13 protein-coding genes are annotated in these 14,487 nt (G+C 60.4%); 8 read left to right on the top strand and 5 right to left on the bottom strand.

The genetic code is table 11. The features are described 5' to 3' along the window. Positions 1–77: 77 nt before the first annotated feature. The 4 genes from HXW73_RS02760 to lptF form a co-directional block, all read right to left on the bottom strand. Entirely contained in the window at positions 78–284 is a 207-nt protein-coding gene (locus tag HXW73_RS02760) for a (2Fe-2S)-binding protein (RefSeq protein WP_186254786.1), read from the bottom strand. Between the two features lie 158 nt (positions 285–442). After that, the gene (locus HXW73_RS02755; protein WP_186254785.1) at positions 443–916 is read right to left on the bottom strand and encodes an RDD family protein; all 474 of its coding nucleotides are present in this window, start codon (positions 914–916) and stop codon (positions 443–445) included. Positions 917–935: 19 nt separating this feature from the next. After that, on the bottom strand, positions 936–2,000 hold the full coding sequence (lptG, locus tag HXW73_RS02750) for an LPS export ABC transporter permease LptG (protein WP_186254784.1): 1,065 nt from the start codon (positions 1,998–2,000) through the stop codon (positions 936–938). Next, complete coding sequence (gene lptF, locus HXW73_RS02745; RefSeq protein ID WP_186254783.1) at positions 2,000–3,079, bottom strand: LPS export ABC transporter permease LptF; 1,080 nt, start codon at positions 3,077–3,079, stop codon at positions 2,000–2,002. The genes lptG and lptF overlap by 1 nt, the downstream gene beginning before the upstream one ends. Positions 3,080–3,184: 105 nt before the next feature. Between lptF and HXW73_RS02740 the strand changes: the two genes are divergently transcribed. The 3 genes from HXW73_RS02740 (at position 3,185) to HXW73_RS02730 (ending at position 6,484) form a co-directional block, all read left to right on the top strand. Then, complete coding sequence (locus HXW73_RS02740; protein WP_186254782.1) at positions 3,185–4,720, top strand: leucyl aminopeptidase; 1,536 nt, start codon at positions 3,185–3,187, stop codon at positions 4,718–4,720. Between the two features lie 147 nt (positions 4,721–4,867). Beyond that, the gene (locus tag HXW73_RS02735; RefSeq protein ID WP_186254781.1) at positions 4,868–5,980 is read left to right on the top strand and encodes a branched-chain amino acid aminotransferase; all 1,113 of its coding nucleotides are present in this window, start codon (positions 4,868–4,870) and stop codon (positions 5,978–5,980) included. Positions 5,981–6,052: 72 nt separating this feature from the next. Further along, positions 6,053–6,484, top strand: a complete 432-nt coding sequence (locus tag HXW73_RS02730; RefSeq protein WP_186254780.1) for a DNA polymerase III subunit chi — start codon at positions 6,053–6,055, stop codon at positions 6,482–6,484. A 119-nt stretch (positions 6,485–6,603) separates the two neighbouring features. On the opposite strand, the gene HXW73_RS02725 is transcribed toward HXW73_RS02730, so the two are convergent. After that, on the bottom strand, positions 6,604–7,074 hold the full coding sequence (locus HXW73_RS02725) for a Spy/CpxP family protein refolding chaperone (RefSeq protein WP_186254779.1): 471 nt from the start codon (positions 7,072–7,074) through the stop codon (positions 6,604–6,606). A gap of 199 nt (positions 7,075–7,273) precedes the next feature. Here HXW73_RS02725 and HXW73_RS17990 point away from each other — a divergent pair, with 199 nt between their 5' ends. The 5 genes from HXW73_RS17990 to HXW73_RS02700 all read left to right on the top strand — a co-directional run bounded on the left by HXW73_RS17990 (position 7,274) and on the right by HXW73_RS02700 (position 14,453). Next, positions 7,274–7,387, top strand: coding sequence for a hypothetical protein (locus HXW73_RS17990; RefSeq protein WP_446718994.1), 114 nt, complete (start codon positions 7,274–7,276; stop codon positions 7,385–7,387). Between the two features lies 1 nt (position 7,388). Then, the gene (locus tag HXW73_RS02715; RefSeq protein WP_240538693.1) at positions 7,389–8,564 is read left to right on the top strand and encodes an MFS transporter; all 1,176 of its coding nucleotides are present in this window, start codon (positions 7,389–7,391) and stop codon (positions 8,562–8,564) included. 100 nt (positions 8,565–8,664) lie between these two features. Then, positions 8,665–11,526 carry a valine--tRNA ligase gene (locus tag HXW73_RS02710; RefSeq protein WP_186254778.1) on the top strand — a complete coding sequence of 954 codons (2,862 nt, stop codon included), beginning with the start codon at positions 8,665–8,667 and terminating at the stop codon, positions 11,524–11,526. 142 nt (positions 11,527–11,668) lie between these two features. Further along, positions 11,669–13,360 carry a chloride channel protein gene (locus HXW73_RS02705; protein WP_240538692.1) on the top strand — a complete coding sequence of 564 codons (1,692 nt, stop codon included), beginning with the start codon at positions 11,669–11,671 and terminating at the stop codon, positions 13,358–13,360. Then, entirely contained in the window at positions 13,350–14,453 is a 1,104-nt protein-coding gene (locus HXW73_RS02700; protein WP_240538691.1) for an ABC transporter substrate-binding protein, read from the top strand. The genes HXW73_RS02705 and HXW73_RS02700 overlap by 11 nt, the downstream gene beginning before the upstream one ends. Positions 14,454–14,487 lie beyond the last annotated feature (34 nt).

Raw genomic sequence — 14,487 nt, 5'->3', positions numbered from 1 at the left:
GGAGTATAGAGATGAGGAATAAAAATTCAAGCAAATCATATATTTGCTAAAGATAACCCTAACAATAGTGATTCGCGTCACACGGCGTATGCCAAGCCCGCATTGGCTTCCATGCGAGCCTCAAGAACCGCTTCGCGGGTAACCGATTTGGCGAAGCATGCGCACTTGCCGCATTGGGTGGCGCAGCCGGTTGCTTCACGGACTTCCTGCCAGCTACGCGCGCCGTCGCTAACCTGCTGGCGGATCTGATGGTCAGTTACTCCCTTGCACACACACACGTACATGGCTGCACCTCATAAAGTTCATAAGGTGAATGTAAATGAGTCGCATACATCTTTGCAAGTAAAAATGTATGGCCTTTAGTATCGGTTCGTCTTAAGTGATGTGAAGGTGCATGTAAATGGTTGTCGGGAGCGACATTTTGCACTCTTACAAAGAAAAATTAATGCCTGGGTAATTTCACGGTCTGGGTGCCGGAAGCGATGTCCGGCCAGCTGCGACGATGCTTATCAAACAACACCCACCAGTAACCTATTCCCAGCGCTGCCAGGGAAAGCCAAGCAGTGAGGCAGCGCACCAGACTTTGCTTGAGTGAAATGGCCTCTCCATTGAGGGTTTGCACGCGCAGCCGCCATGCTTGCATGCCCAGCGTCATGCCACCGCGCTGCCAGAAGAAAACAAAAAACAGCGTTGTGATCAGCACCAGCAACAGCCGCAGGCTCCAAATATCGACGCCCAGGGTGCCAATATCTTCTGCCTTTTGGCCTAGCACAAACCTGAAAAACGCCAAGTGGGCGACCGTCACGGCGATCCAGATGGCAGTGACCAACAAGCCATCGTAGAGCATCGCGCCCAAACGCGGTGGCAATCCCGCGGGCCTTGTATTGGCCGGTTGAGAAAAACGTCGCTGGGTCATAGGGCTCCTGACGTAAGGGTTAACCGTTGCGCCGCAAGAAATACACACCCACCGCGGCGCAAGCCAGCGTAGGTACTAGTACCGCCCAGACGGGGGAAAAACCAAATAGCGTCGAGGCCGGTGCCAGCAAGTCCTGAACGTATTTAAAGACCAGCCCGGTCACCACGCCGTAAAACACTCGTGTGCCCGCCGCCACGGTACGCAATGGACCAAACACGAACGAGGCGGCGATTAACACTAGTGACCCCATGGTCAGCGGCATTAACATTTTTTGCCAGAAATACAGCAGCGGCTGGTCCGTCTGCATACCTTGCTCTTCAAGGAAGCGCGCGTAGGCCCAAAGTTCGCTGGGTGCCTGGCTTTCTACCGAACGTAACAGTCGCTCCAACTGCAGCGGCGTAAAGTCAGTTTCCCAACGTAATGTGTCGGCTTGCTCAGACTCGGTGTGATCATCAAAAATCCGCGTGGTGGCAACATCTTCCAACTGCCACCCGCCATCGTCCCAATGGGCGCGACGCGCGTGGGTCGCTTCGACAAGGCGCTCCTCATCGAACCGGTAGCGGGTCAGGTCGAGCACCACGTTATCCGCCCGAATCGCGCCAAAGCGGTAAACGCTGTCTCCCTCGACCTGCCAGCCGCTGCGGCTGGTCAACATGGCGCCTTCACCCTGAAGCTGTTCAAGCCGCCACGCTTCAGCATATTGTTCGGTGCGCGGGCTGACATACTCAGCCACCATCAGCACCACAACAACGACGACCAACACGGGCTTCATCACGCTCCAGACAATACGTCCCAGTGAACGTCCCGCCGCGCGCATCACGGTCAGTTCGTTGCTTGACGCCATACTGCCCAGGCCGATCAGCGCACCTATCAGCACCGCTACCGGCGCGTATTGGTAAAACCGCCAGGGGGTACGCATCAACAAATAGAACAGCGCATCCAGGGCCGAATACCCTTCCTGCACATCGCCCAGATCGTCGATGTAGGCGATGGTGATATCCAACCCGAGCAGGACGAACTGCACCACCACAATGGCCGCCAGCACATTGCGAGCAATATAGCGGTCGAGGCGATCAACGATCATCAGCGCATCCCCTTGCGTTGCGAGTGCCAGATTAGCAATAGCCCCAAGACTAGAAACGCGCCGTGAACGGGCCAGATACCCACGGTGGTGGACCACGCGCCGCTACCTACCGCGTCAACGGCTGCCAGCAATAAACTCAGGTAGGCAACGTATAAAAAGACCGCGGGAAGCAACTTGGCAAAGCGCCCTTGCCTAGGGTTAACTCGCGAAAGCGGCTGCGCCATGATCGCCAGAATAAAGACCATCAGCGGCAACCCGGCCCGCCACTGCCATTGGGCCTGGGCGCGATCATTGTCATCCTGCCACAGTGCCAGCGTAGTGGCGTACTCCAGCGAATCCAGCTCCTGGCGGTCACGGCTCAACCCCAGCCGCAGCGTGTAACCCTCGAACGTCAAGCGTTCCGCGTTTCGCTGTCCTGGCGTCACACCGTAACGCTCGCCGTCATTAAGCACCAGAAAGCGGCTCCCGGTATCCATCCGCGTTTCCTGATAGCCGGACTCGGCCCTGGTGATATAGTCGTGTTCGGCATCATCGCCAGGCGTGCGTTGCTCGTGGACGAGAACATCCTGCATTTCACTCCCATCATCATTGAAACCGCTGATATAGGCAGTACGCCCACCGCCGAACTCCTGGAAGCGGCCGGGCGCCAGTACCGACACGTCCAATCGGCTTTCCTGTTCTTCTATAATGGCAGCCGTTTGCAGAGCGCCCGCCGGTGTCAGCCAAAGGCTACAAACGCCTACCGCTATCGCCACCGCCGAGGCGGGCAGTAACGTCACCTTGAGCAGCCGCTTGGGGCTCATGCCGCAGGCCACCATAACGGTGATTTCGCTGTTCATGTACAACTGGCCATAAGCCAGCAGTATGCCCAGAAAGAACGAAAGCGGCAGGATAAGCTCCATGAAACCCGGCAGGTGATAGACCATCAAGCTGCCCAGGATGTTGACCGGAAAGTCCCCCTCCGCGGCGTCGGAAAAATAGCGGATAAAGCGGCTGCCCATGATCACCAACAGCAAAATGCCCGCTACAGCGGACATGGTGACCAGAACTTCTCGGGTTAAATAGCGAAATAAGATCAACGCGCTCTCCGGCTAGTCGTGCAGGATGTTATGCAACACCTGCAGTGCTTGGGTACACTGGAACATTATCCTGAATACCTCGATGCTTGTCTTGTTGGAGACGTCATGGAATTTTCCGTTCAAACGGCCAACCCTGCCAAAATAGAAACGGCCTGCCTGGTCGTTCCTGTTTACAAGGTACCTGACCACAAAAGTAGCGATTTATTGCCCGCCGTTGCCAAACTCGACGATGCCAGCGAACAGTTGATTGGCCAGCTTGTCGCCAGCGGCGACGTTGATGCCAGCCTCGCGAACGTTCAGCTACTGCCGTATGCCCCAGGACTGGGTGCCGAGCGCCTGCTAATTGTCGGCCTGGGCGAACGCGAAAAATGCCATGAAACGGCGTATCTGAAGGCACTGGATGCCGCCATGGCGGCGCTGATCAAACTGCCCATCGACGACGCCAGCGTCATGCTGACCGACGTGCCGCTTGCCGATCGCGATACGAGCTGGAAAGCTCGCAAAGTGCTCGAAAGCATCGAGCGTGCGAGCTACCGGTTTGATCAGTTCAAGCGCAACCCGGCACCAGCGGCCAGCCTAACGCAGTTGAACCTGATGATCAGCAACGCCGCCGACGCCGAGGCGGCCCGGCAGGGCGCCCACCAGGGTAGCGCCATCGGTCAGGGCATCAACTATACGCGTACGCTGGGCAATTTGCCGGGGAATGTGTGCACGCCCAGCTACTTGGCCGACCAGGCGGAGCAGCTTGGACGTGAATCCAAAGGCGCATTGGACGTCGACATTCTGGACGAGGAGGCACTTGCCGAATTAGGCGCAGGCGCCCTGTTATCGGTGGGGCGTGGCAGTCGCGAGCCAAGCCGCCTGATCGTCATGCACTACAAAGGGGCCGACAATGCGGATGAAGCCCCCCATGTCCTGATCGGCAAGGGCATCACCTTCGATACCGGCGGCATTTCGCTCAAGCCCGGCGAGGGCATGGACGAAATGAAATTCGATATGGGCGGTGCCGCCAGCGTGTTTGGCACGGTCAAGGCACTCCTCAACATCAAGCCCAAGCTCAACCTGGTGTTTATCGTTGCCGCGGCGGAAAACATGCCGGACGGCGCCGCCACCAAACCCGGCGATATCATCACCACGCTAAAAGGGCTGACGGTTGAAGTACTCAACACCGACGCCGAAGGCAGGCTAGTGCTGTGCGACGCGTTAACGTACGCCGAGCGATTCAAGCCAGCAAGCGTCGTCGATATCGCCACGCTCACCGGCGCAGCCATTATCGCCCTGGGCCATCACGCCACCGGCCTGCTCTCCAACGATGATGACCTCGCCCTTGACTTGCTCGATGCGGGCGAAGGAGCCTGGGACCGCGCTTGGCACCTGCCGCTGTGGGATGAATATCAGGAGCAGCTCGACTCCAACTTTGCCGACCTGGCCAATATCGGCGGCCGCCCGGCGGGGACGATTACGGCCGCCTGTTTCCTGTCGCGCTTTGCCGAGCACTTCCCCTGGGCGCATCTGGATATTGCGGGCACGGCCTGGCACTCGGGCAAGCAGAAAGGCGCCACTGGACGCCCTGTGGGGCTACTGACGCAATATCTGCTGGACCGCGAAAACGACGCCCAAGTCGAAAATGGCGACGACTGAACAACCAGCGGTTGCCTTTAAGCGTCACAACCGTTAAACCTGAACACATCAAGGCGTACTGAGCTTGACCCAGTGCGCCTGTTTTAATGCCTCTTACTGATACAGTACTCGCCTGAAAAGGCGTATTGCTAGCGGAGACCCACAGCCGTGCCCACTGCAAGTTCTGATACCCGTTTTGACGTGTTGCCGTCCAATCAGCCGACAGACGGCGAGATTCGCGACAACATTCTGAAGAGCCCCGGCTTTGGCCAGTATTTCACCGACCACATGGCCCACGTTCGCTGGACGATCGACGCCGAGTGGCACGGTCACCAGGTGCGCCCTTACGGGCCCTTGATGCTTGACCCCGCCGCCTCGGTGCTGCACTACGGCCAGGAAATCTTCGAAGGCATCAAGGCCTACCGTCACGCCGACGGCTCGGTCTGGACGTTCCGCCCCGAGAAGAACGCCGAGCGCTTTCGTCGCAGCGCCCGCCGCCTTGCGCTGCCGGAGCTTTCCGACGAGGACTTTGTTGGCTCGCTGAAAGCGCTGCTCGCTCAGGATCACGCCTGGGTGCCCACGCCCTCGAGCAATGCCGACGAGTGCAGCCTCTACCTGCGCCCGTTCATGATTGCCTCGGAAGCGTTTCTGGGCGTACGTCCTGCCCATGAGGTGGATTACTACGTGATTGCCTCGCCGGCCGCCGCCTATTTCAAAGGCGGGATTGAGCCCGTCTCCATCTGGCTGTCCTCCCATTACAAGCGCGCCGCGCCAGGCGGCACCGGCTTTGCCAAGTGCGGGGGCAACTATGCGGCCTCGCTGGCAGCGCAAAAGGAAGCGGCCGCCAATGGCTGCAGTCAGGTCGCGTTTTTGGATGCCGCCGAAAACAAGTGGATCGAGGAACTGGGCGGTATGAACCTGTTTTTCGTCTTCAAGGACGGTCGCCTGGTGACGCCCCGCCTGACCGACACCATTCTCGAAGGCGTCACGCGCAACTCGGTACTCACCCTGGCCAAAGACGAAGGCCTGACCCCGGAAGAACGCCCCATCAGCATCGACGAATGGCGCGAGGGAGCGGCCTCCGGCGAGATTAGCGAAGTCTTTGCCTGCGGCACGGCGGCGGTGATCACGCCAGTGGGCGAGTTGGTCAGCGAAGACGAGCGCATTCGTTTAGCAGGCGACGGCAGCAACGAGGTCGCTAAACGCATTCGTACCAAGCTGCTGGATCTGCAGTACGGGCGTAGCGAAGACAAATACGGCTGGCTCACCCAGTTGGCATAACCCCACCCGCTTGCGTCGCCGCGGCATTGCTTGCGGCGGCGCTGCCTTGAGACGCCCTGCCAGGAATCCCCAATGGCGCGTATCGACTTTTATATCCTGCCGGACACAACGCTGGATGCCCGCCTCCAGTTTGCCTGCAAGCTGGCCGAGACTATCTGGCGTAAAGGCTATCGCCTGCATTTGCACTGCGAAGATAAAGCCCTGGCCGAACAGGCCGACGAGGCCCTGTGGGGCTTCCGCGATGACGCCTACCTACCCCACGCGCTGGAAGACAGCGACATGGCCGAAAGCGTGCCGATCACGCTCGGCTGGCAGCAGTTACCGGTGCCCTCGACAGAGACCGCCCTGCTAAATCTGCACCCGGATATTCCCGAAGGCATTGAGCGCTACGCCCGAATCGCCGAGATTATTAACCAGCACCAGCAGGTGCTGGTCGCCAAGCGCGCCTGCTGGCAGCGCTATAAAGAACTCGGCCATGAGGTCGTGCCGCATATGTTGGGGTAATGGCTGAGTTGACCGACATCTCGAAGACCCCCGAGAAAACCACCCGCCACAAACAAGTGACCCCGCACTTGGCGGGGTCGTCAACAGAGATAGACGAACGCTTTCAGTGCGTCTTCGTTTTAGCCTCCCTGCTGTTGCTGCTGCATCTGCTCCTGCATCTGTTTCATTTGCTCTCGCTGCTGAGCCATGGCTTCATCCAGTTGATCGCGCTGTTCCTGAGTGAACACGTCTTCGATCTGAGACTGGATGATGACGCTCTCGGCTGTCATCTCGGCCGTTAGGTCACCAAGACGCTCCGCATCTGCGCGGATGGCCGCTTCATCATAATCTGCCTGAACGTGTTCGCCGAGTTGCTGTTGCAGCTCTCGAGCTTCCTCTTGCTTGGCAGTGTTGTCATTTTGCATCTGGGTCAAAAGATCGTTTAGCTCTTCTTTCTGCCCGTCATTCAGATCCAACATTTCATCGAGTTGGTTAATCTGGTCATCGACGCTGGGTGCACCACCCATGCCGCCACCCATTTGCTGGGCCATGGCGGGAACACTGAATACCAGTGCGGCGACTGCCGGAGCGAAAAGTTTGGCTAGCTGCATAAAAACTCCCATTACGTACAAAGTGCATTTTTTGCCCGACACAATCCTGACGGGTCTTGCGATATCCACGCCTGTGACAATGCTGTTTTCAAAAAATTCGTCATGACAGCAAATTGTTGATTACTATTGAGTAGCTGCGGCTTAACACCGAGCGGGTGAGCCGCCCAGAGACCTGCTGGAATACATCATCGTTCACGAAATGGCGCACTTGATTGAGCCAACGCACAATGAGCAATTTGTCGCTCTATTGGATCTGCATTGTTATCTCATCAACGCGACCCTCCCGCGCAACGCGCACTCAAAGAGGCTCTAAAGTGTTTACACGCTACCCGCTTGTCACAATCGTTATCGCCCAACTATTTGGTACCTCGCTATGGTTCAGTGTTAACGGCGTTGGCCTTGCCCTGCAGGAGGCCGTAGGGCTGAGTGAAGGTGATCTCGGGCTCCTCACCATTGCCGTCCAGGCCGGGTTTATTACCGGCACCCTGGCGATTGCCACCACGGGCCTGGCCGACCGCGTTCGCGCCAGCCATCTGTTTGCCATCTCGGCGGTTCTTGGGGCGCTGGTTAACGCCGCCTTTATTGGCGTGGCGGATAACGTCACGCTCGCCGCGATCGCCCGTTTCGCGACCGGGCTTTGCCTGGCAGGCATCTACCCGCTGGGCATGAAACTGGTGGTCAGCTGGACGCCCAGTCACGCAGGCGCCGCGCTGGGCTGGCTGGTGGGCATGCTGACCCTAGGCATTGCCTCGCCGCACCTGCTGCGTGGTCTGACCCTGCAGTTGCCCTGGCAGTGGCCGCTGCTGCTGGCGTCACTGTTGGCACTGGTCGCCGCGCTGATGATTTATCGACTGGGGGTTGGCTCGCATCTGCCTGCCAAGGCCTCCAGCGGGCGGCCGTGGGCGGGGCTGGCCGCGTTTAAACACAAAGGCTTTCGGGCCGCAGCGCTGGGCTACTTCGGCCACTGCTGGGAACTGTATGCGCTGTGGGCGTTGGTGCCGTTTTTGGTTACTCGTGAATTGGAGCGCCTTGATGCAAGCATCAGCGGCCAGTCCTGGATAAGCTTTGCGATTATCGCTATCGGCTTGCCCGGCTGCGTGCTGGCAGGCCGCTGGAGTCGCCGGTTGGGAAGTGCCCGGGTGGCCTTCATGGCGCTGGCGACCTCGGGTGCCCTGTGCCTGTTTTACCCGCTCCTCGGTGCCGCCCCGCCGCTTTTGCTGATCGCCCTGTTACTGCTTTGGGGCTTTAGCGTGATCGCCGATTCTGCGCAGTTCTCAGCCCTGGCCAGCGCCACCGCGCCGCCCGAACGCTTAGGCGCAGCGCTTGCCATGATGAATGCCATTGGGTTTGGCCTGACCATTCCGTCCATCGCGCTGGTCACTGCCCTTTGGTCGGCTCAAGGCCTGGCGGTGATCTGGTGGCTGTTGCCGGGACCGATACTTGGACTAATTGCCATGCGCGGGCTGAATCGTCACCCGGCTAGGGCCTGACGCCCTACCCTTAATCGCGCTATACTTGACGCCATTTTTTCGACCCTATTTATGAATTCCACGCTTCCCTCCAGGAAGCATCGTTGCGGTGAGCCAATCCATGGAAAAGACCTACCAACCTGAACAGATCGAAACTCGCTGGTACGAGCGCTGGGAAGCCGACAACCGTTTTGCGCCTACCGGCCGCGGCAAACCCTTTTCGATCATGATTCCACCGCCCAACGTGACCGGCAGCCTGCACATGGGCCATGCGTTCCAGGACACCATCATGGACACCCTGACGCGCTGGAAACGGATGCAGGGCAATAACACCCTGTGGCAGGTAGGTACCGACCATGCGGGCATCGCCACGCAAATGCTGGTGGAGCGCAAAATCGCCGCCGAGGAAGGCAAAACCCGCCACGACCTGGGCCGTGAGGCTTTTATCGACAAGGTCTGGGAGTGGAAAGAGGAATCCGGCGACCACATCACCCGCCAGCTGCGCCGCATGGGCGCCAGCGTCGACTGGTCCCGCGAGCGCTTCACCATGGATGACGGCTTCTACAAAGCCGTGCAGGAAGTCTTCGTCCGCCTGCATGAAGAAGGCCTGGTATATCGCGGCAAGCGGCTGGTCAACTGGGACCCGACGCTGCACACGGCTATTTCCGACCTTGAGGTGGAAAACAAGGACCAGCAGGGCAGCTTCTGGCACTTCCGCTACCCGCTGGCCGATGGCGCCAAAACCGCCGACGGCAAGGACTATCTGGTCGTCGCCACCACCCGTCCGGAAACCCTGCTGGGGGATACCGGCGTGGCGGTCAACCCTGAAGACGCGCGCTATGCCTCGCTAGTCGGCAAGTTCATCGAACTGCCGCTGGTCGGTCGCCAACTGCCCATCGTCGCCGACGAGCACGCCGACATGGAAAAAGGCTCGGGCTGCGTGAAGATCACCCCGGCCCACGACTTCAACGACTACGAGGTCGGCAAGCGCCAGGATCACCTGCTGATCAACGTCTTCAGTCAGGACGCCACTATCCTTGAGCGCGCCGAAATTTACGACCTCAAGGGCCAGTCGCAGCCCGATGAAGACGCCACCCTGCCCGCCAAGTACGCCGGACTCGACCGCTTTGAAGCGCGCAAGCTGATCGTCGCCGACATGGAGGCGCTGGGCCTGCTGGAGCAGGTAGAGACCATCAACAACACCATGCCCTATGGCGACCGCTCGGGTGACGTGATCGAGCCGCTGCTTACCGACCAATGGTTTGTGGCCGTCGAGTCCCTCGCCAAGCCCGCCATTGAGGCGGTAGAAAACGGCGACATCCAGTTCGTGCCCAAGAACTACGAAAACATGTACTTCGCCTGGATGCGCGATCTTCAGGACTGGTGTATCTCCCGCCAGCTATGGTGGGGCCATCGCATTCCGGCCTGGTACGACGCCGAAGGCAATGTCTACGTTGCCCGCACGGAAGCCGAAGCCCGCGAGAAGCATGAGCTTGGTGCCGATGTTGAGCTGACACAAGACGAAGACGTACTCGATACCTGGTTCAGCTCGGGCCTCTGGACCTTTGGCACGCTGGGCTGGCCGGAACAAACACCCGAGCTTGAGACTTTCCATCCGTCAAGCGTGCTGGTCACCGGCTTTGACATCATCTTCTTCTGGGTCGCCCGGATGATCATGATGACGCTGAAGTTCACCGGCGAAGTTCCCTTCAAGACGGTCTACGTTCACGGCCTGGTGCGCGACGGCCAGGGCCAGAAGATGTCCAAATCCAAGGGCAACGTACTGGACCCCATCGACCTGATCGACGGCATTACGCTGGATGAACTGCTCGAAAAGCGCACCGGCAACATGATGCAGCCGCAGAAGGCCAAGGCGATTGCCAAAGCGACCAGGGATGAATTCAAGGACGGTATCGAGCCCCATGGCACTGATGCGCTACGCTTTACGTTCCTCTCCCAGGCGACGACCGGGCGCGATATCAAGTTTGATATGAGCCGTCTGGACGGCTACCGCAACTTCTGCAACAAGCTGTGGAACGCCTCGCGCTACGTGCTGATGAACGCCGAAGGCGAGGACTGCGGCACCACGCTGGACGGCGAAGGCGTCAACGATGTCGAGCTTTCCCTGGCTGACCGTTGGATTATTTCCCAGCTGCAGAAAACCGAAGCCCAGGTCACCAAGGCGATGGACGAGTACCGCTTCGACCACGCCTCCCAGGCGCTGTATGAATTCGTCTGGAACGAGTACTGCGACTGGTACCTAGAGCTTTCCAAGCCGGTACTGTGGGATGACAATGCCACGGCTAAGGCCAAGCGGGGAACGCGCCGCACGCTTGTGCGCGTGCTGGAAGCGATTCTGCGCCTCGCCCACCCGATGATGCCCTATATCACCGAAGAGATCTGGCAGCGCGTCGCACCGCTGGCGGGCACTTACGTCGGCGACGACGCCTCCATCATGCTGCAGGCCTGGCCGGAAGCCGACGACAGCAATATCGACGAGCAGGCTACCCGTGATATCGAATGGCTGAAAGGTGTGATCATCGCGGTGCGTAATATCCGCGCCGAGATGAACATCGCCCCCGGCAAACCGCTCGACGTACTGCTCACCAAGGGCCAGCCGGAAGACGCCGAGCGTCTTCAAAGCTACCGCCACTTCCTCGCCAAGCTGGCCAAACTGGAAAGCGCCACCTGGCTTGAAAACCCCGATGACGCGCCGCTCTCCGCCACACAGCTGGTCGGCGACATGGAAGTGCTGGTGCCCATGGCAGACTTGATCGACAAAGACGCCGAGCTGCAACGCCTTGCCAAGGAAATTGACAAGCAGGACAAGCTGATCGGCGGCATCGAGAAGAAACTCGACAACGAAGGCTTTATCGCCAAGGCCCCGGAAGCCGTGGTGAAGAAAGAACGCGACAAGCTCGCCGACTTCCAGGCCGCCAAAAAGCTGTTGGAAGAGCAGCGAGCTAAAATCTCAGCGCTGTAAGCTACTCGGCGCCATACAGCTCTGACTGGATGGCGCTCGTGCTTCCTTGCCCGGCGATCCGATAACGCCTATAACTGGGACATGGACACGCCCAGCACAGACAGCGTTTCGGCCCGACATCCCCTGGCGGTGTTGCGTTTTCTTGGCCTGGTACTATTGGGCAGTGTCGTTGGGGGGAATGGCGGCGCTAGTGGCCGTTGGCTTCGTCAATGCGGTGTTATGGCTCAACGACCTGCTGTTGATCTCCCCCCGAGGCCAGATGATGGCGGCCAACACCACGCTGGTGATCCTGGCCACCCTGCTGGTGCCAACCCTTGGGGGGCTGCTGGTTGGCCAACTGCACCGTGGTCTTCCCAGGGGTCGCCCCCATACTCCTGCCGACGCCATCGCGGCTGTCCAGACCCGCCGGGGTCGCCTGCCTGCCAAGGCGGGTGCGCTCTCGGGGTTAAGCAGCCTGGTGTCGTTGGGCGCCGGCGCCTCGGTGGGTCAGTACGGCCCGCTGGTACATCTCGGCGCGACGCTCGGCTCGCTGATCACTCGCTTGCTGCACCTGGGGCGCTCAGAAGACAATATTACCATCGCTTGCGGAGTGGCGGCTGCCATTGCGGCCGCCTTCAATGCGCCCCTGGCAGGCATTGTCTTCGCCCACGAAGTCGTGCTGCGCCACTATGCCCTACGCGCCTTCGCGCCAGTGGCGGCCGCCGCCATCGTCGGCTATGTGTTGGCCACCCAGTTGCTGGATCAAGGGGCGCTGTTCCATATAACTGAGCCCGGCGTGCCCCAACCCTGGGAATTCGCCCTTTTCCTGGTTCTGGGTGGCCTGGGGGCCTTGGTGGCCGGTGCCTATATGCATGCCGTTCTTGCCATGGGGCAGCTAGCCAAGCGGCTACCGCTGCCCACCAGCCTGCACCCCGCGCTAGCCGGGGCTTTGCTCGGCCTCACCGCGCTGTGGGTGCCCGATATTCTCGGCATGGGCCAGGAAACCCTGCGCTTCGCCACCTTGCCAGGGGCTTACGGCGGCGGCGAGCTGCTGATGGTACTGCTACTCAAGCTGGCCGCGACGGCTTTGTGCCTGGGGCTGGGCTTCGCCGGTGGCGTCTTCAGCCCAGCGCTGGTGATCGGCACCCTCTTCGGCGCCTTGATGGGTACCCTGGTCGCCGAGCTGGGCGGCGGCCAGGAGACGTTCATCTTCTATGCCGTGTGCGGCATGGTCGCGGTCACCGCGCCGGTACTCGGTGCACCTCTTACCACCCTGCTGATCGTCTTCGAACTCACCGGCAGCTATGCCTTGACCACCGCCGCCCTGGCCAGCGTCACGCTCGCCAATCCGTTGGCCGCCCAACTGTTCGGCCGCTCGCTCTTCGATATTCAACTGGCCCGCCGTGGCTTGGATCTCTCCGCTGGCCGCAGTCGCGCCGTGCTCCAGGAGACGCGATTAACCGATTTAATAAGCCACGACGCTGTCACCCTGGCCCCCGCGACCCCGCTGGACGCGGCTATCTCGTGCCTGAGCGCAGCAGGCCATGGCGAAGCTTACCTGGTCGACGACCGAGGGCGTTACCAAGGCTGCGTGACCCTGGCTAGCCTGGAGACCCTCCGCGCAGGCAGCGAGGCGACAACCCTGGCCGACTGTCCCGAGACGCCTCGTCCCGTGCTGGACCCACACTCATCACTCTGGGAGGCAATGCATCAGCTAGAGAAGGTCACCGGTGAGGCCATCGCCGTAGTGGACAACGAACGGCGCTTCTTGGGTGTGGCCTATGAGTCGAGCATTGCGCGAGCCTTCTTGCATCACAGCGACGCCCTGCGACGGGAGGAACACGGTGCTGGCTAGACGATGGACCCCGAGACTCCTGGCTGGGCTGCTCGCCCTGGCAACCCCCATCAGCGCGGAAGTGCCCAACGCTGCCGACTCGCTGACGATACTGAGCTGGGGCGGTGCCTACGAGCAAGCCCAGCGCCGCGCCCTCTTCACACCCTTCACCGACGCCCACGACGTACCGGTGGCAGTGGACAGCTATAACGGCGGCCTGAAGGAACTGCGCCAGGCCGTGGCGGAGAACGACGTCCCCTGGGACGTGATCGATATGACCCGCAGCGAGGCCATGGCGGCCTGCGAGGAGGGGCTGCTGGAAGCGCTGCCTAGCGAACTGGCCGCCCCCGCGCCGGACGGCACACCGGCATCTCAGGATTTCTTTTCTGGCGCCCTGGGGCGCTGTTTTATCAGCCACTCGATCTTTGCCACCGTCGTGGCCTATCGCCGTGATGCCTTTCCAGGGGAGCGTCCTACGCGTATCGCCGATCTCTTCGATCAACAGCGTTTCCCTGGCCCCCGGGCCTTGCAGCGCACCCCGGCGGCTAACCTCGAGTGGGCGCTGCTTTCCTACCAGGTACCCCGGGAAGAACTCTACCGTCTGCTCAGTACCCGTCGCGGACTGGACCTGGCCTTCGCACGGCTGCAAAGCATCGACAATATCAAGTGGTGGGAGTCCGGCGACACCCCGGTGCGCCTGCTCGAGGAGGGCGAGGTGGTCATGGCGTCCGGCTATAATGGCCGCTTCTTCGCAGCCATGGTGGAGCGTGACCTACCCATTGAGATCCTCTGGGACGGCCAGCTCCAGGAACACGAGACCTGGGTGATCCCCCGCGGCGCCCCGAACCCTGAGGCGGCCCAAACGTTTATCCGTTTTGCCACTACCAGCGAGCGCCAAGTGGCGCTGGCCCGGCATATTCCCTATGGCCCAGCGCGACATTCTGCTTCGATGCAGGTCACTACCCACCGCGACACTGGCCTGGACATGCGCCTGCATATTCCCACCCACCCCATCAACGCCCAGGGTGCAGTGACCAAGGACGAAGCCTGGTATGCGCGAACCCAGGAGCGCGTCGAAGCTCTGTTTCATGAGGCCCTGATGACACAGGAGTGAGCGCGAGAATGAGCGCGAAAGTTGAGCGGCTTTA

This window comes from Halomonas sp. SH5A2 (assembly GCF_014263395.1).
In the GTDB taxonomy this organism is placed as follows: domain Bacteria; phylum Pseudomonadota; class Gammaproteobacteria; order Pseudomonadales; family Halomonadaceae; genus Vreelandella.
The sequence above is the reverse complement of the archived record's forward strand: the minus strand, read 5'-3'. Positions and strand labels throughout refer to the sequence as shown.

Bases quoted from the DNA above. Each gene is read 5' to 3' on its own strand.
- HXW73_RS02760 (WP_186254786.1), bottom strand. From the start codon at position 284: ATGTACGTGTGTGTGTGCAAGGGAGTAACTGACCATCAGATCCGCCAG.
- HXW73_RS02755 (WP_186254785.1), bottom strand. From the start codon at position 916: ATGACCCAGCGACGTTTTTCTCAACCGGCCAATACAAGGCCCGCGGGA.
- lptG (WP_186254784.1), bottom strand. From the start codon at position 2,000: ATGATCGTTGATCGCCTCGACCGCTATATTGCTCGCAATGTGCTGGCG.
- HXW73_RS02740 (WP_186254782.1), top strand. From the start codon at position 3,185: ATGGAATTTTCCGTTCAAACGGCCAACCCTGCCAAAATAGAAACGGCC.
- HXW73_RS02730 (WP_186254780.1), top strand. From the start codon at position 6,053: ATGGCGCGTATCGACTTTTATATCCTGCCGGACACAACGCTGGATGCC.
- HXW73_RS02725 (WP_186254779.1), bottom strand. From the start codon at position 7,074: ATGCAGCTAGCCAAACTTTTCGCTCCGGCAGTCGCCGCACTGGTATTC.
- HXW73_RS17990 (WP_446718994.1), top strand. From the start codon at position 7,274: ATGGCGCACTTGATTGAGCCAACGCACAATGAGCAATTTGTCGCTCTA.
- HXW73_RS02710 (WP_186254778.1), top strand. From the start codon at position 8,665: ATGGAAAAGACCTACCAACCTGAACAGATCGAAACTCGCTGGTACGAG.